Consider the following 24,740-nt stretch of genomic DNA (forward strand, 5'->3'; position numbering starts at 1 on the left):
TCCCGCACGATTCGGGCCGCTCGTAACGGTGCAGAAACGGGGGGTAAACAGCGAATCGAGATCCCGCCAAATGCGGCGCGGCCATCCGGCGCGCGATGCGGGTGGGTGACAGCATCTCCACGGCCGTACGGCCATGACACGGCGGCTCGCGTTCGGCACGGGGCCGCCACCACGAAGGTCCGAGGAGAGAGTGACGATGACCGAGGCAGCGATCCGGCGCACACCCGGCACGCCCTGCTGGGTGAGTCTGATGGTGCACGGCCTTGCCGCGACCGAGGAGTTCTACGGAGCGCTGTTCGGCTGGGAGTTCCAGCCGGGACCGCAGCAGCTCGGACCGTATGTCCGCGGACTGCTCGACGGCAAGGAGATCGCGGGCATCGGCCAGCTTCCGCCGGACCGGCAGCTGCCCATCGCCTGGATGACCTATCTGGCCACGGACGACGCGGATCTGACGGCCGAGTCGATCAGGAGCTGCGGCGGCACCGTCGGTGTCGGACCGCTGGACGCGGCCGAGGCCGGCCGGATGGCCATAGCCGCGGACCCGTCGGGGGCGGTCTTCGGGATCTGGCAGGCGGCGGCGCATATCGGCACGGCCGTGGCCGGGGCCCATGGCACACCGATCTGGAACGAACTGATCACGCGTGAGACATCCACGGTCGGCAAGTTCTACGAAGCGCTCTTCGCTTATGACGTGGAGTCGGTCGTCTCGCCCGACTTCGACTTCCTGACGCTGCGTCTGGAGGGCCGGCCCGTCGCCTCGCTGCACGGCGTCGGCCGGTCGCTCAGCCGCGATCTGGGCTCGCACTGGATGACGTACTTCGAGGTGGACGACGCGGACGCCGCGGCGGGGCTGGTGACCGAGCTGGGCGGGCGGGTGATCACGCCACCGCACGAGAGCGAGTACGGCCGGCTCGCGACGGTCGCGGACCCGGAGGGCGCGGTGTTCACGATCGTACGGTCGGCCACGCGCTGATCCATGGCGTACCGGCGGCTCCCGATGATGTGAGCGGCCGGGCCGGGAAGCGGCGGCGCAGACCGGAGTACGTCCGGGGTCAGACCGGGAGTACGTCCGGGGAGAGGGTGGCCGCCCGCGCGGTGGCCGCGGTCATCCGGCGGCGGTGATGGCGCCGGCACAGCACCTCGTACCCCACCTCGTTCCCGTTCTGGTGGACATCCCCGACCACCACCTGCGCTCCCTCGACGACCATGGCGCCACCGACCGTCCGCGCGTTGTGCGTGGCCCGCGCGCCGCACCAGCAGAGCGCCTCGACCTGAAGGACTTCGACCCGGTCGGCCAGCTCCACCAGCCGCTGCGATCCGGGGAAGAGCTTGGAGCGGAAGTCGGTGGTGATGCCGAAGGCGAAGACGTCCAGTTCCAGATCGTCCACCACGCGCGCGAGCTGGTCGACCTGCTCGGGGGCGAGGAACTGGGCCTCGTCGGCGATGACATAGTCGCACCGGCCGCCCCTGGAGAGCCGGTCCACCAGATACGCGTAGAAGTCGAAGCCCTCGGCGGCCTCGACGGCGTCGGTCACCAGGCCCAGCCGGGAGGAGAGCTTGCCCTCGCCCGCGCGGTCGTCGCGGGTGAAGATCATGCCCTGGAGCCCGCGCGCGGAACGGTTGTGCTCGATCTGAAGAGCGAGGGTGCTCTTTCCGCAGTCCATCGTTCCGGAGAAGAACACCAGCTCTGGCATGAGGGGTTGACGGCCTTTCGGTGACAGGAGGAGGGCCCGGAAGCGACGAGGAGCGGTCCTTCAGGCGCTTGGGCCTGTCCTAAGAGCGTACTTCCAGCAGCGGGACGAGCTGCTCGACGGGGGTCATGGAACCGTGCATCCCGACCATCGCCGACTCGTGCGGCTCCTGTACGGAGGCGGTGATCACCACATCGTCGTGGGCCGCCGCGACGACATCGCCGATCCGGCCGTACACCCGCTCATCCATCGCGCCGGGCGGTCCGAACCAGCCCGCCGCGATCGCCTCGTCCCGGCTCGCCACCCAGAAGCGCTCGCCGAGCACTTCGCGCCAGACGGTGAGCACATCGGTCTCGGCGCCCGGTACGGCGTAGACATGGCGGGCCCGGCCCTCGCCGCCGAGCAGCGCGACCCCGGCGCGCAGCTCCCAGTCCTCGTCGAAGTCGATGCGCGACTCCTCGTCGAAGGGGATGTCGATCATGCCGTGGTCGGCGGTCACATAGAGGGCGGCCCGGGGCGGCAACTGCTCGGCGAGGCGCTGGACGAGCCGGTCGACATACATCAACTGGCCGCGCCAGGCGTCGGAGTCGACGCCGAAGCGATGCCCCTTGCCGTCGACCTCGCTGTAGTACGTGTAGACCAGCGACCGGTCCCCCGCGCCGAGTTGCTCGGCGGCCAGATCCATCCGCTCCTCGGCGGAGAGCCGGCCGAGGAAGGTCCCGCCGCTGAGCGCGACCTTGGTGAGCGGGGTGTGGGCGAAGGTGGGCGACGAGACCTGGGCGGTGTGGACGCCGGCGGCGTCGGCGAGCTGGAAGACGGTGGGGTACGGCTGCCAGACGTACGGATCGGTCCAGGGCTTCCAGCGGAGCTGGTTCATCAGCGCGCCGGTCGCGGGGTCGCGGACCGTGTAGCCGGGCAGGCCGTGGACGGCGGGCGGCAGTCCCGTACCGACGGAGGCGAGAGAGGTCGCGGTGGTGGCCGGGAAGCCCGCGGTGAGCGGGCGTCCCGTGTTGCCGCGCGAGCTGCCGAGCAGCGAGGTCAGATAGGGCGCTTCGTCCGGGTGTGCCGTGATCTGTTCCCAGCCGAGGCCGTCGATCAGAAAGACGCAGTTCCGGTCGGCGGGGGTCAGTTCGGAGATGGCCGCGGTCAGGTTCGGGACGCCCTGGCCGGCCGCGAGCGTGGGCAGCAGATCGGCGAGCGAGCCGCTGCCGTACTCGGGCAGCGGCGCGGAGTCGAGCGCGAGCGGAACGGGGTCCTGCCAGAGGGCTTCGGCGGCCATCAGCGGCCGGGCGCCGTGCCGGCGGCGGTGGCTTCGGAGAGGGCCTGGGCGAACGCGAGCGTCTGGCGGACGGTGTCCGGGCCGTCACCGGCCTCGCTGACGCGCAGGCTCAGATCGTCGGCGGTGGAGCTGCCCGTGTAGCCGTGGTCCGCCTCGCAGTTGGGGTCGCCGCAGGCGGCGGGCTCCAGATCGATCCGGGAGACGGCGCCCCAGCCGATGGTGAGGACCACTTCACGCGGCGGGGTGCCGGGGGTGTACGACTCCGGGTTGGCGACGACGCGGCTGACCACGACCGACGAGATGCGGTCGAGCTTGACCGACTCGGTGGAGGTGGTGGCGTACGGGGTCGGGGAGCCGGCGTCGGCGGTCTGCTCGTCGGTGTGGCTCACGATGAAGCGGTGGGCGGTCAGGACGAGGACGGTGACATGCCTGCGTACCTCATTGGCGTCGAAGGTGGTCTCCTGATGGACCACGTACGACGCGATCGGCTCGCCACCGACGGCGGCCTCCACCGCCTCGGCCACGAGAGCCGGGTAGTAGCCGCTGCGCTCGATCGCCGTGCGCAGCCCCTGGGTCGTCGTACCGGTCTTCGCCATGGGCTCCATCCTACGGTGGCCGGATGGCTGCCGGAGACGCTCCGTACCGGCCTCATCCGGCCGGAACCTCCGGGTTTCGATGCGCGGCCGATCAGTAGCTGGGAAGCCGGCGCGGGCCGAGGTCGTCGCGGGCGGGCGGGGGTGCGAGCCGGACGTTCGCGCCGAGGACGGTGAGTCCTCGGGTGGCGACGACCACGGGCTCCAGGGTGACGGAGACGATCTCGGGGTGGTCGTCGACCAGCCGGGAGACCCTCAGAAGCAGCTCTTCCAGGGCCGGGGTGTCGACCGGTGTGGAGCCGCGCCAGCCGAACAGGAGGGGCGCCGAGCGGATGGATCTGATCTGTTCGGCGACATCGCGGTCGGTGGCCGGTACGAGCCGGTGGGCGAGATCGCCGAGCAGTTCGGAGGGCGCTCCGGCGAGTCCGAAGGAGAGCACGGCTCCGGCGGCGGCGTCGATGGCGGCCCGTACGACGGTGTCCACGCCGCGCGGGGCCATGGCCTGGACGACGGGCCGCAGCTCGGCGGGGCCGCCCAGCGTCTCGGTCAGCTCGCGGTGGGCGAGGCGCAGTTGTGCCTCGTCGGCGAGGTCGAGCCGTACGCCCCCGAGGTCGGAGCGGTGGCGCAGATGGGGTGCGGTGGTCTTCAGCGCGACGGGGTAGCCGAGCCTGTTCGCCGCGGCGACGGCGTCGTCGGGGCCGGGCGCGGGGAGGGTGGGGCGTACGGGGATGCCGTACAGCCCGAGCAGTTCCCGTGTGCCGGCGGCGTCGAGCGATACGCCGTGGCGGTCGGGGGTCTCACCGAGCAGCCGCTCGATGAGCAGGGCGGCCGCGCTCTGGTCGATGGTGTCGTCGAGGGATTCCGGCACCTTGCCTGGCTCGGCGCTCTGCCGTCGCCATTGCGCGTAGCGGACGGCTTCGGCGAGCGCGCGGACGGCGCGTTCCGCGGCGGGGTAGGCGGGGATCCGACCGGAGGCGGTGGGTGCGGGGGCGGACGGCCCGGCGGGTGCGGCGGCAGCGGGCGTGGGGGCGGGTGGTCCCGCGGGTGTCGGGGCGGGTGGTCCCGCGGGTGCGGCGGCTTCGCCGGCTTCGTCCGCCGGTCGCGCGGTGGGGATCGCCGTCCCGGGGGTGTCGGCGGCCGGGCCTCGCGCGCTGCCCTCCACCGCCGCCAGCGCCTCCGCCAGGCCGCCGATCTCCACATGGACCACCGCGACGGGCTTCCCCGGCGCGCTCGCCACGGCCTCGCGCAGCGCGGTGCCCAGGGCGCCGCCGTTGGCGGGATCCGCCGTGCCGGTCTCCCCCACGTGCGGGATCGCGGTCACCACGACCGCGTCGAAGGCCGGGTCCGACAGGGCCGTCGTGAGGGCGGTGCGGAAGTCCTCCGGGGTCGCGGCGGTGGTGAGGTCGCGTGGCGGCGAGGGGCGCAGGCCCTCCGTCAGACAGGCGTCGTACGTGAGCAGGCCGAGGGATTCGGAGTTGCCGAGGATCGCGACGCGCGGTCCGGCCGGCAGGGGCTGGGAGGCGAGCAGGAGTCCGGCGTCGACCAGTTCGGTGACCGTGTCGACCCGGATCACCCCGGCCTGCCTCAGCAGCGCCGAGACCGTCGCGTCCGGGATACGGGTGACCGGGACCGCGTGTCCGGGGGGCGCGCTGCCGCTGTGGCGCGCGCCCTTGACGACCACGACCGGCTTCAGCGCCGCCGTACGCCGGGCGAGCCGGGTGAACTTCCGCGGATTGCCGATCGATTCGAGGTAGAGGAGGGCGACATCGGTGTCCGGGTCCTCGTACCAGTACTGGAGGATGTCGTTGCCGGAGACATCCGCGCGATTGCCCGCGGAGATGAAGGACGACAGGCCCGCGCCGCGCCGGTGGAGCCCGGAGAGCAGGGCGATGCCGATGGCTCCCGACTGGGTGAACAGTCCGATTCGGCCCCGCTGGGGCGGCTCGGGCGCGAGTGAGGCGTTCAGCCGGACGGCACCGGCGGTGTTGATGATCCCGAACGCGTTGGGGCCGATGATGCGCATCCCGTACGAGCGGGCGTGCCGCACCAGTTCGCGCTGGCGCTCCAGGCCCTCGGCGCCGCTCTCCGCGTAACCGGCGGAGAGGACCACCAGGCCCCGGACGCCGTGCCGGCCGCAGTCGGCGACCGCTTCCGGCACCCGCTCCGCCGGTACGGCGAGGACCGCGAGGTCGACCGGGTCGCCGATCGCCGCGACGGACCGGAAGGCGGGGGCGCCGTCCAGCTCGCGCAGGTCCTCGGCGAAGGCGTGGTTCACCGCGTAGGCGCGTCCGGTGAAGCCCGCTGCGAGCAGATTGCGCAGGACGGTACGGCCGACACCGCCGGGCGCGCGCCCCGTGCCGACGACGGCGACCGAGCCCGGGGTGAGCAGGCGCTGCACCGAGCGCGCCTCGGCGCGCTGCTCGCGGCCGCGCTGCACGGCGAGGGATTCGGCGGTGGGTTCGAGGTCCAGGGTGAGGCGTACGGAGCCGTCCTCGAAGCTGCGCTTCTGCGTGTATCCGGCGTCCCGGAACACCTTGATCATCTTGTTGTTGGCGGGCAGCACCTCCGCGGCGAAGCGCCGGATGCCCCGTTCGCGGGCGACCGCCGCGATGTGTTCCAGCAGGGCCGAGGCGACACCGCGCCCCTGATGCGCGTCCTGGACGAGGAAGGCGACCTCGGCCTCGTCGGCGGGCGCGGTGGCCGGGAGCCCCCGCTCGTCGATGCGGTCGTACCGTACGGTCGCGATGAACTCGCCGCCCACCGTCACGGCGAGCCCCACCCGGTCCACGTAGTCGTGGTGGGTGAAGCGGTGCACGTCCCGGTCGGAGAGGCGTGGGTAGGGGGCGAAGAACCGGTAGTACTTCGACTCGTCGGAGACCTGTTCGTAGAAGCTGACCAGCCGTTCCGCGTCCGCGGTGGTGATGGGCCTGATCCGCGCGGTGCCTCCGTCGCGCAGCACCACATCCGCTTCCCAGTGATCGGGGTACGCGTGGTCCGACGGCGTCTCCATGGGCAAAGCCTACGGTGCGGGCCGCTCCACGGCCCGGGGTCCCGGGGCGGTGACGGGGGCGGATCCGCGGTCCGCGCGGGGTCCGTCCGGGGTCGGCACCGGAGCAATTCGTGGCACATGAGACGCTGGTCTAGACATCGTTTTTGAGACTTGAAGGGCAACACCATGGCTGAGCGCCGCGTCAATGTCGGCTGGGCCGAGGGCCTGCACGCCCGTCCCGCCTCCATCTTCGTCCGCGCCGCCACGGCCGCCGGCGTCCCGCTGACGATCGCGAAGGCCGACGGCAACCCCGTCAACGCCGCGTCGATGCTCGCCGTGCTCGGTCTGGGCGCGCAGGGTGGCGAGGAGGTCGTGCTCGCTTCCGAGGCGGAGGGCGCCGACGCCGCGCTGGACCGGCTGGCGAAGCTGGTCGCCGAAGGTCTCGACGAGCTGCCCGAGACGGTCTGAGCACTTCCCCGGACGGTCCGAGCACTTCCAGGGACGGTCCCCGACGTCCCGGACGCCGGAGCCTATTTCCACGACGGAGCCGCGGTTCGCTGAATTCAGCGGACCGCGGCTCCGTTTTCCGTGCGGGCACCGGAAAGGCGCCCCGCCTTTTCTCTTCTTTGTATACGGCGTGAATGTTAATCGCGGACACCCGCGGTGTTTACGGTATGTTGCGAAGCCCTCACCTTTTCCCGGCCGCGCTCCGGCCGCTTCAAGCGGTGGACCGCCGCGGTGCGCTCCGCGTGCAGCGCCGTCAGTGCCCGCGCCCGCTCCGCGTCGCCGCGCGCCACCGCGTCCACGATCGCGCCGTGCTCCGCCCAGGACTCCACGGGGCTGGCGGGCCGGTCGACCACATACATCCAGGCGATCTTGTGCCGGAGCTGGGTGAGCGGGGCGGTGAGCGCCGGACTGCCCGACGCCTGGGCGAGCGTCTCGTGGAACCAGCCGCCGAGCGAGCGCAGATCCTCGCCCTGGCCTCTGCGGGCCCGCTCCTGCCCCAGTCTGACCAGGCCGCGCAGCACCTTGAGATGGGCCTCCGTACGGCGCTGGGCGGCGCGCGCGGCGCCCAGCGGCTCCAGCAGAAGCCGCACCTCAAGAAGGTCCGCCGCCTCCTGCTCCGTGGGCTCGGCCACACAGGCGCCGACATGGCGGCGGGTGGTCACGAAGCCCTCGGACTCCAGCGTGCGCAGGGCCTCGCGCACGGGGACGCGGGAGACGCCGTAGCGTCGCGCCAGCTGCTCCTCCGTGAGCCGGCCGCCACGTTCGAATACGCCGGAGACGATGTCGTCGCGAATCGCCGTGCATACCGAGTGCGCGGGAATGCGCATGTCCGAACCTCCGCCTTAATACGCGCGAAACGCAGCCGATCGACGCCTGTTCCGTGACTCTATTGCAATCATCGAGAATTTCCGATGGGTGCCCGTAATCCATGGATATCTTTTGGCCAGCGGACCGCGGCGGACGGGGGGTGGAACACCGAAGGCCCCGGCGTGCGCCGGGGCCTTCGGGTGGCGAAGTGGTCAGACGTTCACGCCGTGCGCGCGCAGATACGCGACGGGGTCGATGTCCGAGCCGTAGTCGGGGCCCGTCCTTGCCTCGAAGTGGAGGTGCGGCCCGGTGGCGTTGCCGGTCGCGCCGGAGAGGCCGATCCGCTGGCCCGGGGTGACGCTCTGGCCGACGGCGACAGCGATCGACGAGAGGTGGCCGTACTGGGTGTACGTGCCGTCGCTCATCCGCAGCACGATGTTGTTGCCGTAGGAGCCGCCCCAGCCCGCCTCGACCACGGTGCCCGTCCCCACGGCGACGACGGACGTGCCGGAGGCCGCGCGGAAGTCGACGCCCGAGTGGCTGCCGGAGGACCAGAGCGAGCCGCCCGCCCGGTATCCGGTGGTGACATACGAGCCGGCGATGGGGAGCTGGAAGGCGTTGAGGCGTTCGCGCTCCGCGGCCCGCGCCGCGCGCTCCTTCTCGGCACGGATCTCCTCGGCGCGGGCCTCCGCCTCGCGCGCCGCCTTCGCCTTCGCCGCGGCTTCCGCCTCGGCCTCGGCGGCGGCCCGGGCCTGCGCGTCGGCCTGGGCGTCGATGGCGCCGGCGAGGGAGTCGTTGATGACCAGGGCCTGGGTCAGACCGATCTGCCGGGCGGCGGCCACGTCGGTGTCGGCGGCGAGCGCCGGGGAAGCGGCGAGGGTGCTGATGACGCCGGTGGCGGTGAGAGTCGCGGCGCCCGCGACATGCGCGCTCCTGCGGATCGTACGGCCGCGGGCACGATGCTTCCCGGTGGCACGGGTGAACGCCATGGAGTGGCTGGTCCTTTCCTTCCTTCTCGCCTACCGGGTTAGCTGACGGGTTCGGAGCAGGAAGGTCTCCTACGGACCCCTCCGCGCGACCGAGCCGCGAAGGCCGTCCGATTCACCCCAGGGACTTCATGGGTCCCCGGCTCCCCGGGCTCGCGCCTGACGGGGACTCGGCGATGACTGTCCGATGCCGCGGACGCGGCGTAACTGGCGAACAGCCGGACCGACGTTAAGCGGGTCGTCTTTCAATCACCAAACAGACAGGCCCCTTTGTTGCACACACCACAGGGCAGACAGTCATTCTCACCAACAAAGACGGACATAAAGGGAAACCCCGGCGGCCGAAGCCGCCGGGGTTCCATGGAGGGGCCGGATCAGCCGGTGACGACCGTCACCTCACCGATCCCGAGAGCCGTCACCGGCTCCTTGATCTGGGCGGCGTCACCGACGAGCACGGTGACGAGCCGGTCCACCGGGAAGGCGTTGACGGCCGCGGCCGTCGCCTCGACCGTGCCGGTCTCGGCCAGCCGCGCGTACAGCCGCGCCTGGAAGTCGTCCGGGAGGAACTGCTCGACCTGGTCGGCCAGCGTGCCCGCCACGGAGGCCGCCGTCTCGTACTTCAGCGGGGCCACCCCCACCAGGTTCTGGACGGCCACATCGCGCTCGGCGTCGGTCAGCCCCTCGGCCGCGAGGGTGCGCAGCACCGTCCAGAGGTCGTCCAGCGCGGGGCCGGTGGAGGCGGTGTCGACGGAGCCGCTGATGGCGAGCATCGCCGCGCCGGTCGCACCGCCCGGCGCGTCGGGTGCCGAGGAGCGCAGCACCTGGCCGAAGGCCCGGACACCGTAGGTGTAGCCCTTCTCCTCGCGCAGCACGCGGTCGAGCCGGGAGGTGAGCGTGCCGCCCAGGCAGTACGTGCCGAGGACCTGGGCGGGCCAGACCCGGTCGTGCCGGTCGGCGCCGATGCGGCCGATCAGCAGCTGGGTCTGCACGGCGCCCGGCCGGTCCACGATCACCACGCGGCCCGTGTCGTCGGCGGTCACGGGCGGTACGGGACGGGGTGCGACGGTGTCGCCCGTCCAGGTGCCCAGGGTGTCGGCGAGCACCTCGTCCAGATCGACTCCGGTGAGATCACCGACGATCACGGCGGTGGCGGTGGCGGGGCGTACATGCGCCTCGTAGAAGGCGCGCACGCCCGCGGAGTCGATGCGCTCCACCGTCTCCTCGGTGCCCTGGCGCGGCCGTGACATGCGCGAGGAGGCCGGGAACAGCTCCTTGGCGAGCTGCTTGGCGGCGCGGCGGGCCGGGTTGGCGGTCTCGTGCGGGATCTCGTCGAGGCGGTTGCGCACAAGCCGCTCGATCTCGCTGTCCGCGAAGGCGGGGGCGCGAAGCGCCTCGGCGAGCAGGCCGAGCGCCTTGGGCAGCCGGGAGACCGGGACCTCCAGGGAGAGCCGGACGCCCGGGTGGTCGGCGTGCGCGTCGAGCGTGGCGCCGCAGCGCTCCAGCTCGGCGGCGAACTCCTCGGCGCTGTGCTTGTCGGTGCCCTCGGAGAACGCCCGCGCCATGATCGTGGCGATGCCGTCGAGCCCATCGGGCTCGGCGTCCAGCGGGGCGTCGAGATTGATCTCGACCGCCACCACCTGCTGCCCTGGGCGGTCGCAGCGCAGCACCGTCAGGCCATTGTCGAGAGTGCCGCGCCCGGGGGCGGGGAAGGCCCAGGGGCGAGCCTCGCCCGCCGTCGGGCGCGGGTGGAAGTCCATGGTCACGGCAGCGTCGGTCACTGGTCCGCCCCCTCGTGCTCGTCGGTCTCGTCTTCATCGGCGGAGGCGTCGTCGCCCTCGGCGGTGACCGGCTCGTAGACCAGCACCGCGCGGTTGTCGGGGCGCAGTCGCGCCGCGGCGACGGCGCGTACCTCTTCGGCGGTGACGTCCAGCACGCGGGTCACCGCGGTCAGCGCCAGCTGCGGGTCGCCGAAGAGCACGGCGAACCTGCACAGCTCGTCGGCGCGGCCGGCGACCGTACCGAGCCGGTCCAGCCACTCGCGCTCCAGCTGGGCCTGGGCCCGCTCCATCTCCTCGGCGGTGGGGCCCTCGGCGGCGAAGCGTGCCAGCTCCTCGTCGACCGCGGCCTCGATCTCCGGGACCTCGACGCCGCCGGACGTCTTCACGTCCAGCCAGCCGAGGGAGGGCGCGCCCGCCAGGCGCAGCAGCCCGAAGCCCGCGGCGACCGCGGTCCGGTCACGGCGCACCAGCCGGTTGTGGAGCCGGGAGGACTCGCCGCCGCCGAGGACGGTCAGCGCGAGATCCGCGGCGTCGCACTCGCGGGTGCCGTCGTGCGGCAGCCGGTAGGCGGCCATCAGCGCGCGCGCCGGGACCTCCTCGTGGACCTCCTCGCGCAGCTGCTCACCGATGGTGTCCGGGAGCGAGCCGTCGCGCGGCGGCTGCTTGCCGTCGTGGGACGGGATCGAGCCGAAGTACTTCTCGATCCAGGCGAGTGTCCGCTCGGGGTCGATGTCGCCGACGACCGAGAGCACCGCGTTGTTGGGCGCGTAGTTCGTACGGAAGAAGGCGCGGGCGTCCTCCAGGGTCGCCGCGTCCAGGTCGGCCATCGAGCCGATCGGGGTGTGGTGGTACGGGTGGCCCTCGGGGTAGGCGAGCGCGGTCAGCCGCTCGAAGGCCGTACCGTAGGGCACATTGTCGTACCGCTGGCGGCGCTCGTTCTTGACGACGTCCCGCTGGTTCTCCATGGACTCGTCGTCGAGCGCGGCGAGCAGCGAGCCCATCCGGTCGGCTTCCAGCCAGAGCGCCAGCTCCAGCTGGTGGGTGGGCATCGTCTCGAAATAGTTGGTGCGCTCGAAGCTGGTGGTGCCGTTCAGGGAGCCGCCCGCCCCCTGCACCAGCTCGAAGTGGCCGTTCCCCTGCACCTGCGCCGAGCCCTGGAACATCAGGTGCTCGAAGAGGTGGGCGAGTCCCGTACGGCCCTTGACCTCGTGCCGTGAGCCGACGTCGTACCAGAGGCACACCGCGGCGACCGGGGTCAGGTGGTCCTCGGAGAGCACCACGCGCAGGCCGTTGGCCAGGCGGTGCTCGGTCGCTGTCAGGCCGCCGGAACCGGCCTGCGCTGTGGCCGTGTGACCCATGGGCATGTACGTCCCTTCGATCGCGATATGGAGAAGTCCTGCCACTGTATGCAAGCGTGCTCGCACCTGGCGAAGTTCCCGGTGCCGGGCACCCCCGACGCGTGCTCAACGACGGGTCGAGGTCGGGGTTGTCAGCGGCGCGGTCCACAATGGTCCGCGTCAGTCAGAGAAGTTGCCGTTCAGAACTGTGAAGGAGCCGCAGCCGCGATGGCCCGCCGCAGCACGAAGACCCCGCCGCCGGAGGACTTCGAGGAGAAGATCCTCGACATCGACGTGGTCGATGAAATGCAGGGCTCCTTCCTTGAGTACGCCTATTCGGTGATCTACTCCCGGGCCCTGCCGGACGCCCGCGACGGTATGAAGCCCGTACACCGCCGCATCGTGTACCAGATGAACGAGATGGGCCTGCGCCCCGACCGCGGCTATGTGAAGTGCGCGCGCGTCGTGGGTGAGGTGATGGGCAAGCTCCATCCGCACGGAGACGCGTCGATCTATGACGCCATGGTCCGTATGGCACAGCCGTTCTCCATGCGGCTGCCGCTGGTGGACGGCCATGGCAACTTCGGTTCGCTCGGTAACGACGACCCGCCGGCCGCCATGCGTTACACCGAGTGCCGGATGGCCGACGCCACGTCACTGATGACGGAGTCGATCGACGAGGACACCGTCGATTTCGAGTCGAATTACGACGGCCAGGAGCAGGAACCGGTCACGCTTCCGGCCGCGTATCCGAACCTGCTGGTCAACGGCGCCTCCGGGATCGCGGTCGGGATGGCGACGAACATGCCGCCGCACAACCTGGGGGAGGTCGTGGCGGCCGCACGCCATCTGATCAAGCACCCGGGCGCCGACCTGGACACGCTGATGCGTTTCGTGCCGGGTCCCGATCTGCCCACCGGTGGCCGGATCGTCGGGCTGGCCGGCATCAAGGACGCCTACGAGAAGGGCCGGGGGACGTTCAAGATCCGGTCCACCGCGACGGTCGAGGATGTCTCCGCGCGCCGAAAGGGCCTGGTCGTCACAGAACTGCCGTTCGCGGTGGGTCCCGAGAAGGTGATCGCGAAGATCAAGGATCTGGTCTCGGCCAAGAAGCTCCAGGGCATCGCGGACGTCAAGGACCTCACGGACCGGGCGCACGGACTGCGCCTGGTCATCGAGGTCAAGAACGGTTTCGTGCCCGAGGCGGTGCTTGAGCAGCTCTACAAGCTCACGCCGATGGAGGAGACCTTCGGGATCAACAATGTGGCGCTGGTCGACGGCCAGCCGCTGACGCTGGGCCTGAAGGAGCTGCTTGAGGTCTATCTGGACCACCGCTTCAACGTGGTGCGCCGGCGCAGCGAGTTCCGGCGGACGAAGCGGCGCGACCGGCTTCACCTGGTCGAGGGACTGCTCGTCGCGCTCATCGACATCGATGAGGTCATCCGGCTCATCCGGTCCAGCGACAATTCCGCGCAGGCCAAGGAGCGGCTGATCGAGCGCTTCTCGCTCAGCGACATCCAGACGCAGTACATCCTGGACACGCCGCTGCGCCGGCTCACCCGGTTCGACCGGATCGAGTTGGAGAGCGAGCGCGACCGGCTCAACGGCGAGATCGACGAGCTGACCGGAATCCTGGAGTCGGACGCCGAGCTGCGCAAGCTGGTCTCGTCCGAACTGGCCGCGGTGTCAAAGAAATTCGGCACCCCGCGGCGCACGGTGCTGCTGGAGTCGGCGAGTTCGTCCGTCGCGTCGGTGCCGCTGGAGGTCGCGGACGACCCGTGCCGGGTGCTGCTCTCGTCCACCAGTCTGCTGGCCCGTACGGTCAATGGCGAGCCGCTGGAGGGCGGTGACGGCAAGCGCGTCAAGCACGATGTGATCGTCTCCGCCGTGCCGGCGACGGCGCGCGGCGACATCGGCGCGGTGACCTCCACCGGACGGCTGCTGCGGATCGCGGTGATCGACCTGCCCCAGCTGCCGGACACGGCCTCGGCGCCGAGCCTGTCCGGCGGGGCGCCCGTCTCGGAGTTCCTCTCGCTGGAGGGTGACGAGGAGCTGGTCTGTCTGACCACCCTGGACGAGTCGTCCCCGGGGCTCGCGCTGGGCACGCTCCAGGGTGTGGTCAAGCGGGTGGTGCCCGACTATCCGTCCAACAAGGACGAGTTGGAGGTCATCGGTCTCAAGGAGGGCGACCGGATCGTCGGCGGCGCGGAGCTGCGGACCGGCGAGGAGGACCTGGTGTTCATCACCTCCGACGCCCAACTGCTGCGCTATCCGGCCTCGCAGGTACGGCCGCAGGGCCGGCCCGCGGGCGGTATGGCGGGCGTCAAGCTCGCCGAGGGCGCCTCGGTGATCTCCTTCACCGCGGTGGATCCGGCGGTGGACGGCGTGGTCTTCACGCTCACCGGCTCACACGGCACGCTGGACGATTCGGCGCGTACGGCCAAGCTCACCCCGTTCGACCAGTACCCGCGCAAGGGGCGGGCCACGGGCGGTGTGCGCTGTCACCGGTTCCTGAAGGGCGAGGACATGCTGGTCCTGGCCTGGGCGGGAGCGAGTCCGGCTCGGGCGGCCACGAAGACCGGGGCTCCGGTGGAGCTGCCGGCGCCCGATCCGCGCCGGGACGGTTCGGGCACGCCGTTCACGAAGGCGGTCGAGACACTGGCCGGCCCCGCGCACTGACGGACGGTCCGCTCACGGCATGTCCGGGTACGGGTCCGGGTACGGGTCCAAGTCCAGGCTTTCGGGCTCGGACCCGTACCCGGGCTCGGGCTCGGTCAGGTCGGGTACGTAGCGCAGGACGCCCCACATGCCGCTCCGGTCGACGGCGGGGGCGTCCCGCGGTTCCGTCTCCTGACAGGCGTCCAGCTCCTTGAGCAGGGCCTCCCGGTCGATTCCCGAGCCGATCAGCACCAGCTGGGTGAGGCGTTCCTCACCGCGGCCCCAGGGCGCCGGGTGGAAGCGCAGCGCCCGGCCGACCGCGTGCAGGGCGTAGCGGTTGGCCGGGTCGGCCGACCCGAAGTCGACGAATCCCTTGATCCGGTAGAGCCCCGGGGGCCGGGAGTCGAGGAAGGCCATGAGCCGCCGCGGGTTCATGGGTGCCCCGGCGGTGAAGGACACGCTCTCGTAGGCCGCGTGGAGATGCCCGTCGTGGGACGCGTGATCGCCATGGGCGCCGTGTGTCTCCTGGGCGTGCGTCTCCTCGTACAGGTCCTCGAAGGAGAGCTGGCGCGCCTTCTCCTCCTCGTCGGGCAGGACCGCCGGGTCGAAGAGCAGCTCCGGGTCGATCCGCCCGTACGAGGCGGAGACCACCGGCGTCCCCGGACCCAGTCGCTCCAGGGTGGCGAGGACGCGCCGGTGTTCCGTCTCCGCCACCCGGTCGGTCTTGTTGAGCACCACGAGATCGGCGATCGAGACATGCCGGTCGATCTCGGGATGGCGCGCCCGGGTGGCATCGAACTCGGCGGCGTCGACGACCTGGACCAGTCCCCCGTACACGGCGTGCGGATGGTCGCCGGTGAGGATCATCCGGACGAGTTCCTGCGGTTCCGCCAGTCCGCTGGCCTCGATGACGACGATGTCGATCCGGGCGGACGGCCGGGTCAGCCGCTCCAGATAGCCGTCGAGTTCGCTCGCGTCCACGGCGCAGCACAGACAGCCGTTGCCGAGCGAGACCGTCGAGCCGACCTGTCCCGCGACCGTCATGGTGTCGATCTCGATGGCGCCGAAGTCATTGACGACCACCGCGATCCTGTTGCCGGCGCGGCGGCGCAGCAGATGGTTGAGCAAGGTCGTCTTGCCCGATCCCAGAAAGCCGGTGAGGACGACCACCGGGATCTGCTTCCTGCTCACGCGCGCGCCTCCGTGCCGGGTCGGGTTCCGTCCCGCTCAGCCGGCCGGCACCGGCTGGGGCGGGGGCGGTCCCACATAGCGGGCCGCCGGGCGAATGATCTTGGAGTCCGCCGCCTGCTCCAGGATATTGGCGCTCCAGCCGACCACCCGCGCGGCGGCGAAGGTCGGCGTGAACATCGCGCGCGGCAGCCCGCACAGCTCCATGACCACGCCCGCGTAGAACTCCACATTGGTGTGCAGCTCACGGCCCGGCTTGAGCTCGGCGAGGATCGCCTCGACCCGTGACTCGACCTGGACGGCGAAGTCGGCCAACGGGCCGCCGAAGCTCTCGGCGATCTCGCGCAGCATGCGGGAGCGGGGGTCCTCGGTGCGGTAGACGGGGTGGCCGAAGCCCATGATCCGGTCCCCCGCGCCGACGCGTTCCCTGATCCAGGGATCGATACGGTCCACGGTCCCGATGGCGTCGAGCGTGTCGAGTGCCCGGCTCGGCGCGCCGCCGTGCAGCGGCCCCGAGAGCGCCCCGACGGCGCCCACCAGAGCGGCGGCCAGATCGGCCCCGGTGGAGGCGATGACCCGGGCGGTGAAGGTGGAGGCGTTGAAACCGTGGTCGATGGTGGAAATCAGATAGCGCTCGATCGCCCGCGCCCGCTCGGGGTCCGGTTCCGAACCGGTGAGCATGTAGAGGTAGTTGGCGGCGTGGGGCAGATCGTCGCGCGGTTCGACCGGTTCCAGCCCCTGGCCGAGCCGGTAGAGGGCCGTCAGCATCGTCGGTACGGCGGCGCAGGCCGCGAGGGCGTCCGTACGGCGGGCGTCGGCTTCGATGTCGTACAGCGGGCGCATCCCGGCGCGGGCGCCGAAGAGCGAGAGGGCGGTGCGCAGCCCGGCGAGCGGTCCTGACCGGGCGCAGGCCCCGGCGATGACGGGCAGTGCCGCTCGGACATCCTTGGGCAGCCGGCGCAGACGGGCGGTCCGCTCCGTGAACTCCGCCCGCCTGGCGGCGTCCGGCAGTTCGCCGTGGAACATCAGGTACCAGACGTCCTCGAAGCCCCGTTTCCGGGCCAGCTCGACGGCGGAGTACTGGCGGTAGTGGTAGAAGCCCTCGGCTCCCCTGACATCCCCGAGCGCGGTGTCGGTGACGACGACGCCGGCGAGTCCGCGCGGTACGGCGGCGGGGGCCGGAGCGTTGGCTGGGGCTTGGGCCGGGGTGACGGCAGGCGTGGTGACGGCAGGCGTGGTGGCGGGAGTGGTGGCCCCCGTGGTCCCGGTGGTCCCGGTGGTCGGCATGGTTCCTCCTTGGGCTTGATTCGACTGTCCATGCTTTACTCAATCACTGTCAATGTTGATTGAATCAATACATGTACGGTGAGGTCATGGACGACGAGGAACAGCGGCTGACCACCCGGGAGGCGGCCGAGCGGCTCGGGGTGAAGCCGGAGACGGTCTACGCGTATGTCAGCCGGGGCCAGCTCTCCAGCCGCCGCGACCCGGCGGGACGCGGCAGCACCTTCGACACTCGAGAGGTCGACGCGCTCGTCCGCAAGGGCAGGCGCGAGCCCTCGGCGGGCCCCGACGCATTCCAGATCCGTACCGGCATCACGCTCATCGACACGGACCGCTACTACTTCCGGGGTGTGGACGCGACGGAGCTGGCGCGGCGTTTCCACTACGAGGAGATCGCCGACTGGCTCTGGACGGACACGATGCGGACGGGGGTACGGTTCACCGCCCCGGCCGAGGCCCTTGCCGCCGCCCGGCGCGCGGTCGGGGCCCTGCCCGCGCACAGCGGCCCGACGGACCGCCTGCGGGTGGCCGCCATCGCGGCGTCGGTGGCCGATCCGCTGCGCTTCGACCTCTCGCGGGACGCGGTACTGGCCACCGCCCGTACGCTCATCCCCACGCTCGTGGACGCGCTCCCCGCGGTCGGCCCGCCCCGGGACGGTGACGGTCTGCTGGCCCGCCGGCTGTGGTCGCGGCTGACCGCGCGCGAGCCGGGTGAACCGGGCGTACGCGCCCTGGACATGGCGCTTTCTCTGCTCATCGACCATGATCTGGCGGCTTCCACGCTCGCCGTCCGGGTCGCCGCTTCCGCCCGCGCGCACCCGTATGCCGTGGTGTCCGCGGGTCTCGGCGCGCTGGAGGGACCGCTGCACGGCGCGGCCAGCGGCCTCGCCCACCGGATGCTGACCGACGTGCTGGAGCGGGGCAGCGCGGCGGCCGTGGTGGCGGACCATCTACGGGCCGGCCGCCCGGTGCCGGGGCTGGGCCACCGCCTCTATCCGGGGCGGGACCCGCGCGCCGAGGCGCTGTTCACCGTCGTGGCCGAGCTGCCGGGCGCGGGTCCCGTGCTGGCGGCGGCGCGCGAGGTGGAGGCGACCACCGCCCGTCATGTCGCTCCGCACGCCAATGTCGATCTGGCGCTGGCGGCGCTGTCGGTGACCGCCGGGATGCCGGCCGAGGCGGGCGAGACGGTCTTCGCGGTGGCCCGTACGGCGGGGTGGATCGCGCACGCCATCGAGGAGTACGGCGAACGGCCGCTGCGGATGCGGCCGAGCGGCCGGTACGACGGCCCTCGTCCGCCCAGGGACCTGCCCTGAGCGGGACGGATCCGGGCTGGGCGGACGAGGGCTGTACGGCATGGCCGTCGCGGTTGCCAGGACGGGTAGGTCCGCGGTCCCGTCGCGGACCTGCCCGTCCAGTGGCTCAGCGCCGCAGCCAGGCCGCCGTGTCCCGCGGGAGGCGCCCGCCGTCCAGCGGGCCGCTGGTGAGCAGGACACGTGTGTGGGCGGGGAGTTCCGCCGGTTCCTCCGCGAGGTTGACGACACAGACCAGACCGTCGGTGCGGGCGAAGGACAGCACCCCGGCCGCGGCCTCCAGCCAGCTCATCGGCCCGTCCCCGAAGCCCGGTTCCGTACGGCGCAGCCGCAGGGCCTCGCGGTAGAGGGTGAGCATCGACGCCGGATCGGCCCCCTGGAGATCCGCGGCGTACGAGCCCCATGACTCCGGCTGCGGCAGCCATGGTTCGGTCTCCGAGCCGAACCCCGCGTACGGCGCGTCGGCCGTCCAGGGCAGCGGCACCCGGCAGCCGTCACGCCCCGGATCCGTGCCGCCGGAGCGGAAGTGCATCGGGTCCTGGATCCGGTCGCGCGGGATCTCCACCTCGGGCAGCCCCAGTTCCTCGCCCTGGTAGAGATAGACGGCGCCGGGGAGCGCCAGCGAGAGCAGCGCGGCGGCGCGCGCCCGGCGGGTGCCGAGCTCGGTGTCCGTCGGGGTGCCGAACGCCTTGGCCGCGAAGTCGAAGCCGCTGGACTCCCGCCCGTAGCGGGTGACCGTGCGGGTCACATCGTGGTTGCAGAGCACCCAGGTGGCCGGGGCGCCGACGGGCGCGTGCTCGGCGACCGTCTCGTCGATCGCGGTCCGCAGCAGGTCCGGGTCCCAGGGGCAGGCCAGGAAGTTGAAGTTGAACGCCGTGTGCAGTTCGTCCGGGCGCAGATAGCGCACGAACCGCTCGGTGTCGGGCAGCCAGACCTCGCCGACGAAGACGGCGTCGTACTCATCGGCGATGGCACGCCAGGAGCGGTAGATGTCGTGCAGTTCGTCGAGGTCGACATAGGGATGCGGGTCGCGGCCCGCGGTGAAGTCCGGCAGCGCCGGGTCCTTGGCGAGCAGCGCGGCCGAGTCGATCCGTACGCCGGCGACGCCCCGTTCGAACCAGAAGCGCAGCACGTCCTCGTGCTCCCGGCGCACCGCGGGATGGGCCCAGTTGAGGTCGGGCTGCTCGGAGGCGAAGAGATGCAGATACCACTCGCCGTCGTCCAGCCGGGTCCAGGGGGTGCCGCCGAATTCGGAGATCCAGTCGTTCGGCGGGATCTCACCGTTCTCGCCGCGCCCGGGTCTGAAGTGGAACAGCTCGCGCTCGGGGCTGCCGGAGCCGGCGGCCAGCGCGGCCTTGAACCAGGCGTGCTGGTCGGAGACATGGTTGGGTACGACGTCGATGATCGTGCGGATACCCAGTTCACGCGCCTCGGCGATGAGCTTCTCGGCCTCGGCGAGGGTGCCGAAGGCGGGGTCGATGGAGCGGTAGTCCGCCACGTCGTAGCCACCGTCGGCGAGGGGGGAGAGATACCAGGGGGTGAACCAGATGGCGTCCACCCCGAGTCGCACGAGATACGGCAGCCTCGCCCGTACGCCCGCGAGATCTCCGGTGCCGTCTCCGTCACCGTCGGCGAAGCTGCGTACGTAGATCTGGTAAATGGCGGCGTCGCGCCACCAATTCGTGTCGGCGGGCACCAGAGGGCTGCCTTCCATACGACTTCCTTTCACGATGTTGGGCCCTGGGGGTCCTGGTCAGCCCTTGGTGCTGCCGGTGCTGATACCGGCGATGATGTGGCGCTGGAACACCAGGAACATCAGGACCATCGGGATACTGGCGATCACCATGGCGGCGATGAGTACCGACAGCGGGATGTTCTGCGACAGCTGGACCAGCGCGACGCTGATGGGTTGTTTGTCGGTGTCCGAGAAGACCATCAGCGGCCAGAGGAAGTCCTGCCACACGGCGACCAGCGCGAAGATGGAGACCACGCCGAGCACCGGCCGTGACATGGGCAGCAGGATCGACCAGAGGGTACGGAGCTTTCCCGCGCCGTCGATCTCCGCCGCCTCCAGCACATCGCGCGGGATCTGGTCGAAGAATCGCTTCAGCAGATAGAGGTTGAACGCGTTGGCCACGGCCGGCAGCCAGATCCCCAGCGGGTCGTTGAGCAGGCTGGTGTGGATCAGCGGCAGATCGGCGATGGTCAGGTACTTCGGTACGAGCAGCGCCTGGGCGGGGACCATCAGGGTGGCGAGGATGCCGCCCAGGATCACCTTCCCGAACGCCGGCTTCAGTTTGGACAGGGCGTAGGCCGCCGCCGTACAGAAGACGATCTGGAGGATCCAGGCTCCGGCGGCCTGGACCACGGTGTTCCACAGATGCGTGGGGAGCTGCATCAGGTCCCAGGCATCGGTGTACGCGCTGAGATGCCAGGCGTCGGGGATCAGCGTCGGCGGCGTCCGCACCAGTTCGTCCGGCGACTTCATGGCCCCGGAGGCCATCCAGTACACCGGGAACAGGAAGGCCAGGACGAACGCGAGGACGACCCCGCAGAAGACGATCCAGTAGAGCGTCCTGCCGCGGGTGCTCGCGAGCGCGAGGGGGGAGACGAGGGTGCGTACGGCCGGGGTGCGTACAGCGGGGGTGCGTACGGCCGAGGTACGTCGGATCATGCGTCGCGCTCCTCTCTCAGTCGTCGGTGCGGGTGAGCCGCAGATAGAGGGCGGAGAAGAGGCTGAGCACGATCAGCAGCATCACGCTCAGGGCGCAGGCCCCGCCGAAGTCGTTGTAGAGAAAGGCGTACTTGTAGATGAGATAGAGGATCGTGACGGTGGAGTTCTCCGGCCCGCCGCCGGTGATCACAAAGGGCTCCGTGAACACCTGCATCGTCGCGATGATCTGGAGCAGCATCAGCATCAGGATGATGAAGCGGGTCTGCGGGACGGTCACATGGCGCACCCGCTGCCAGATGTTGGCGCCGTCCAGCTCGGCCGCCTCGTACAGCTCCCCCGGGATCCCCTGGAGCGCGGCGAGATAGATCAGGACCGTGCCGCCCATGTTCGCCCAGGTCGCGACGATGACGAGGGAGAGGAGCGCGGTGTCCGCGCCGTTGGTCCAGTTCGAGGTGGGCAGATGGAGAAAGCGCAGCGCCTCGTTGGCGAGACCGGCGCCCGGATCGTAGAACCACTTCCACAGCAGGGCGCTGACCACCGGCGGGATCATCACCGGGAGATAGACGACCACACGGAAGAACGCCTTCGCGTGGCGCAGTTCATTGAGGACGAGCGCCATCACGAACGGGACCGCGAACCCGATCAGCAGGGCGAGCAGGGTGAAGGTGAGGGTGTTGCGCCAGGCCGCCCCGAACTCGGGGTCGTCGAAGACATGGGTGAAGTTCGCGGTCCCCACCCACTCCGGAGCCGACCCGGGGGTGTACTTCTGGAAGGCGATGATCACCGCGCGGATCGCCGGGTACCAGGAGAACAGCGCGAAGCAGACGAGGCCGCCGATCAGGAACGCGTAGGCGCGCGCCTGGTGGGACAGCTTGCGGCGGAGGGGGCCCGCGGCGGCGCGGCCCGCCGGGCGCGGCCCCGGAGTGGCGGGCGGCGCGGCGGCGGACCGGTGGGGGGCCTGGGCAGTCTTCATCGACGCGTCAGCCTCGCGCCAGGATTCCGTCGATCTTGGACTGCGCGTCCTTGAGGAGACCGTCGATGTCGGCGTCCTTCTTGGTGAGGACCGCGGAGACCGCCCCGTCGAGGACCGAGTAGATCTGCTGGGCCTTCGGGGGCTCCAGCTTCGCGGTGAGCTGCTGGCTGCCGTCCAGGAACGCCTGGTAGTTCTCGACCGGGACGTTGGCGTACTGCTTCTTCAGCTCCTGGTCCTTGGCGTCCGTGGCGCCGCTCCACAGCCGGGGCTCGGGGAGTCCGACCGGGGCCTTCAGATCGGCCGCGCGCTTCCAGTTGTTGAGCCCGGTGCCCGGGGCGTTCGTCTGGAACTCCAGCCACTTCAGGCCGGCCCTGATCTGCTCGGGGGAGGCCTTCTTGTTGAACATGTAGCCGTCGCCGCCGATGAGCGTGCCCTTGCCGCCGGGCATCGGGGCGAGCGCGAGGTCCTCGTACTTGCCGCCCTTCTCCTTGACCAGGATCGGCACGTTGTCCGGCGCGGAGATGTACATACCGAGCTTGCCGGAGCCCATCATCTGCTGGACGTCGTTGAGGATCAGGAGCTGCTTGGTCCCCATGGAGTTGTCGGTCCAGCGCATGTCCTTGAGGGTCTGCAGGACGGCCTTGCCCTCGGGGGTGTCGACGCTCCCCTTCTTGCCGTCCGCGGTGACGACGTCGCCGCCCTGCGAGTAGATCTCGGCGGTGAAGTGCCAGCCGCCCTGGTTCTGCGCGCTGTAATCGGCGTATCCCACATAGCCCTCGCCGAGCTCCGCGATCTTCTTGGCGGCGGCGCGGACCTCTTCCCAGGTGGCCGGCGGCTTGTTGGGGTCGAGACCGGCCTGCTGGAAGAGCTTCTTGTTGTAGAGGAGGCCCATCGAGTAGTTGGTGCGCGGAACGCCGTAGACCTTGCCGTCAACGGTGTAGACGTCGCGCAGCGACTGCTGGATGTCGCTGTAGCCCTTCATCTCCTTGACGTACGAGGTGATGTCCGCCGCCTGGTTGATGTCGACGACATGCTTGGCGTCCGTGAAGTACGTGTAGAAGACGTCCTCCATCTGACCGCCCGCGAGCTTCGCGTCGAAGGTCTTCGGGTCCTGGCAGGGGAAGGCGTCGCGCCCGACGACGTCGATGTCCGGATTCGCCTTCTCGAACGTCTTGATGTCGTCCTCGAAGTTCTGCCGGTCGATCTTGGCGCTCTTCGGCGGCATGCAGTTCACGGTGATGCTCGTCTTGCCACCGGCGGCGTCCTCGCTGTCCGAGCCGCACGCGGCCAGACCAGTGAGGGCGAGCGCGGAGGCTATGGCTGCGGTGCAGGTGCGGCGGAACCCGGAACGTCTCATCGGTGGGACCCCTCTTGGGCAGGAGCGTGGGAAACCCACAGCTGCTCGCTGTGTGGCGGCGCTCACTCAACCACCAACTACGGATGTCCGCAATATGTCGCCCCGATTTCGCAAATACTTGACAGTTGGTGCGCATGTCCGGTCATCTGTATGCGGAAGGGCCCGGCAACGCGGCGGGCCCCGCACGCCGTTCGCGTGCGGGGCCCGGATTCGGACGTGTGCGCCGGTCAGCCGCGCGGGGCCTGCGCCGTGGAACCGCGTACCACCAGCTCCGGCTCGAACAGCAGCTCACCGGGCGGCACCGCGCCGCCCTGGATCTGGGCGCTCAGCATTTCCACGGCCGCCCGCCCCATGGCCTCGATGGGCTGCCGGACGGTGGTCAGCGGAGGCTCGGTGCAGTTCATGAAAGCGGAGTCGTCGAAGCCGACGACGGACACCTCGCGCGGTACGTCGAGACCGCGCCTGCGGGCGGCCCGTACCGCGCCGAGCGCCAGCGGGTCACTCGCGCAGATGATGCCCGTGACGCCCCGGTCAAGCAGCCGCGACGCCGCCGCGTGCCCGCCCTCCAGCGAGAACATGGCCCGCTCGACGCACTCGTCGGGCAGCTTCACCCGGGCGGCCTTCGCCGCCGCCAGCGCCGCGGCGAGCTTGCGCCGGGAGGGCACATGGTCGGAGGGGCCGAGTACGAGACCGATGCGCTCGTGGCCGAGCGAGGCGAGATGGCGATAGGCCTGCTCGACCGCCACGGCGTCGTCGCAGGAGATACAGGGAAAGTCGAGGTTCTCGATGGGCGCGTTGATCAGGACGACCGGGATCTTGCGCTCGGCGAGCAGCCGGTAGTGGTCGTGCGGGGCGTCGGCCTGCGCGAACAGCCCGCCGGCGAAGACCACCCCGGACACCTGCTGCTGAAGCAGCAGTTCCACATAGTCCGCCTCGGAGACGCCGCCCTTCGTCTGGGTGCAGAGCACCGGCGTCAGGCCCTGCTGGGCCAGGGCTCCGCCGATCACTTCCGCGAACGCCGGGAAGATGGGGTTCTGCAACTCCGGAAGCACCAGACCGACGAGTCGGGCGCGCTCGCCGCGCAGCTGCGTCGGCCGCTCGTAACCCAGGACGTCCAGCGCGGTCAGCACCGACTGGCGCGTGGACTCGGAGACCCCGGGCTTGCCATTGAGCACCCGGCTGACCGTGGCCTCACTGACCCCAACCTTCTTCGCCACCTGAGCAAGTCGTCGCGTCATACACGCAAGACTATCGCAAGGCATGCAAGCTACTTGCTTGAGAGCGTAATTCGAGCGTAAAGGAGCCGGTAAGCGAGGTGCCGGCCGGTAG

Annotated in this window: 19 protein-coding genes and 1 riboswitch; of the genes, 4 read left to right on the forward strand and 15 right to left on the reverse strand. The window is 70.8% G+C overall.

Annotation, left to right across the window (positions count from 1 at the left end; translation table 11 throughout):
• Positions 1–196: 196 nt before the first annotated feature.
• Positions 197–973 carry a VOC family protein gene (locus M1203_RS30320; protein WP_249953022.1) on the forward strand — a complete coding sequence of 259 codons (777 nt, stop codon included), beginning with the start codon at positions 197–199 and terminating at the stop codon, positions 971–973.
• Positions 974–1,052: 79 nt separating this feature from the next.
• Here M1203_RS30320 and M1203_RS30325 read toward each other — a convergent pair whose 3' ends face one another.
• From M1203_RS30325 to M1203_RS30340, 4 genes are all read right to left on the reverse strand, one after another.
• Positions 1,053–1,694, reverse strand: coding sequence for a thymidine kinase (locus M1203_RS30325; RefSeq protein ID WP_249953023.1), 642 nt, complete (start codon positions 1,692–1,694; stop codon positions 1,053–1,055).
• Positions 1,695–1,773: 79 nt separating this feature from the next.
• Entirely contained in the window at positions 1,774–2,970 is a 1,197-nt protein-coding gene (locus M1203_RS30330) for an alkaline phosphatase family protein (protein WP_249953024.1), read from the reverse strand.
• The gene (locus M1203_RS30335) at positions 2,970–3,566 is read right to left on the reverse strand and encodes a DUF5998 family protein (RefSeq protein ID WP_249953025.1); all 597 of its coding nucleotides are present in this window, start codon (positions 3,564–3,566) and stop codon (positions 2,970–2,972) included. Before M1203_RS30335 ends, M1203_RS30330 begins: the two co-directional genes overlap by 1 nt.
• Positions 3,567–3,657: 91 nt before the next feature.
• The gene (locus tag M1203_RS30340; RefSeq protein WP_249953026.1) at positions 3,658–6,573 is read right to left on the reverse strand and encodes a bifunctional GNAT family N-acetyltransferase/acetate--CoA ligase family protein; all 2,916 of its coding nucleotides are present in this window, start codon (positions 6,571–6,573) and stop codon (positions 3,658–3,660) included.
• A gap of 165 nt (positions 6,574–6,738) precedes the next feature.
• Here M1203_RS30340 and M1203_RS30345 point away from each other — a divergent pair, with 165 nt between their 5' ends.
• Positions 6,739–7,020 (forward strand): HPr family phosphocarrier protein, encoded by a 282-nt coding sequence (locus M1203_RS30345; RefSeq protein WP_249953027.1) that lies wholly within the window; start codon positions 6,739–6,741, stop codon positions 7,018–7,020.
• A gap of 176 nt (positions 7,021–7,196) precedes the next feature.
• Here the strand turns inward: M1203_RS30345 and M1203_RS30350 are convergent, their stop codons facing one another.
• The 4 genes from M1203_RS30350 to M1203_RS30365 form a co-directional block, all read right to left on the reverse strand.
• Positions 7,197–7,886, reverse strand: a complete 690-nt coding sequence (locus tag M1203_RS30350; protein WP_249953028.1) for a GntR family transcriptional regulator — start codon at positions 7,884–7,886, stop codon at positions 7,197–7,199.
• Positions 7,887–8,078: 192 nt separating this feature from the next.
• Complete coding sequence (locus M1203_RS30355) at positions 8,079–8,855, reverse strand: M23 family metallopeptidase (RefSeq protein WP_249953029.1); 777 nt, start codon at positions 8,853–8,855, stop codon at positions 8,079–8,081.
• Between the two features lie 13 nt (positions 8,856–8,868).
• A riboswitch (cyclic di-AMP (ydaO/yuaA leader) is annotated at positions 8,869–9,038 on the reverse strand.
• Positions 9,039–9,226: 188 nt separating this feature from the next.
• On the reverse strand, positions 9,227–10,609 hold the full coding sequence (locus M1203_RS30360) for a pitrilysin family protein (protein ID WP_249953110.1): 1,383 nt from the start codon (positions 10,607–10,609) through the stop codon (positions 9,227–9,229).
• A gap of 17 nt (positions 10,610–10,626) precedes the next feature.
• Positions 10,627–11,994, reverse strand: a complete 1,368-nt coding sequence (locus M1203_RS30365) for a pitrilysin family protein (protein WP_249953111.1) — start codon at positions 11,992–11,994, stop codon at positions 10,627–10,629.
• A gap of 201 nt (positions 11,995–12,195) precedes the next feature.
• Between M1203_RS30365 and M1203_RS30370 the strand changes: the two genes are divergently transcribed.
• On the forward strand, positions 12,196–14,646 hold the full coding sequence (locus M1203_RS30370) for a DNA topoisomerase (ATP-hydrolyzing) subunit A (protein WP_249953030.1): 2,451 nt from the start codon (positions 12,196–12,198) through the stop codon (positions 14,644–14,646).
• Positions 14,647–14,658: 12 nt separating this feature from the next.
• Here the strand turns inward: M1203_RS30370 and M1203_RS30375 are convergent, their stop codons facing one another.
• Both M1203_RS30375 and M1203_RS30380 read right to left on the reverse strand, forming a co-directional pair.
• Positions 14,659–15,816 carry a GTP-binding protein gene (locus M1203_RS30375; protein ID WP_249953031.1) on the reverse strand — a complete coding sequence of 386 codons (1,158 nt, stop codon included), beginning with the start codon at positions 15,814–15,816 and terminating at the stop codon, positions 14,659–14,661.
• 36 nt (positions 15,817–15,852) lie between these two features.
• Positions 15,853–17,100 carry a citrate synthase gene (locus tag M1203_RS30380; protein ID WP_249953032.1) on the reverse strand — a complete coding sequence of 416 codons (1,248 nt, stop codon included), beginning with the start codon at positions 17,098–17,100 and terminating at the stop codon, positions 15,853–15,855.
• A gap of 86 nt (positions 17,101–17,186) precedes the next feature.
• Here M1203_RS30380 and M1203_RS30385 point away from each other — a divergent pair, with 86 nt between their 5' ends.
• On the forward strand, positions 17,187–18,410 hold the full coding sequence (locus tag M1203_RS30385) for a citrate synthase (protein WP_249953033.1): 1,224 nt from the start codon (positions 17,187–17,189) through the stop codon (positions 18,408–18,410).
• Between the two features lie 106 nt (positions 18,411–18,516).
• Here M1203_RS30385 and M1203_RS30390 read toward each other — a convergent pair whose 3' ends face one another.
• From M1203_RS30390 to M1203_RS30410, 5 genes are all read right to left on the reverse strand, one after another.
• The gene (locus tag M1203_RS30390; protein ID WP_249953034.1) at positions 18,517–20,121 is read right to left on the reverse strand and encodes a glycoside hydrolase family 13 protein; all 1,605 of its coding nucleotides are present in this window, start codon (positions 20,119–20,121) and stop codon (positions 18,517–18,519) included.
• Between the two features lie 39 nt (positions 20,122–20,160).
• Positions 20,161–21,081 carry a carbohydrate ABC transporter permease gene (locus tag M1203_RS30395; protein ID WP_249953035.1) on the reverse strand — a complete coding sequence of 307 codons (921 nt, stop codon included), beginning with the start codon at positions 21,079–21,081 and terminating at the stop codon, positions 20,161–20,163.
• Between the two features lie 16 nt (positions 21,082–21,097).
• Entirely contained in the window at positions 21,098–22,054 is a 957-nt protein-coding gene (locus M1203_RS30400) for a carbohydrate ABC transporter permease (protein WP_249953036.1), read from the reverse strand.
• A 7-nt stretch (positions 22,055–22,061) separates the two neighbouring features.
• Positions 22,062–23,411: an ABC transporter substrate-binding protein gene (locus tag M1203_RS30405; protein ID WP_249953037.1), complete on the reverse strand. Its 1,350-nt coding sequence runs from the start codon at positions 23,409–23,411 to the stop codon at positions 22,062–22,064.
• Positions 23,412–23,638: 227 nt separating this feature from the next.
• Positions 23,639–24,649, reverse strand: coding sequence for a LacI family DNA-binding transcriptional regulator (locus tag M1203_RS30410; protein ID WP_249953038.1), 1,011 nt, complete (start codon positions 24,647–24,649; stop codon positions 23,639–23,641).
• Between the last annotated feature and the right edge of the window lie 91 nt (positions 24,650–24,740).

Origin of the sequence: Streptomyces sp. 35G-GA-8 (genome assembly GCF_023534745.1) — a bacterium.
Classification (GTDB): domain Bacteria; phylum Actinomycetota; class Actinomycetes; order Streptomycetales; family Streptomycetaceae; genus Streptomyces.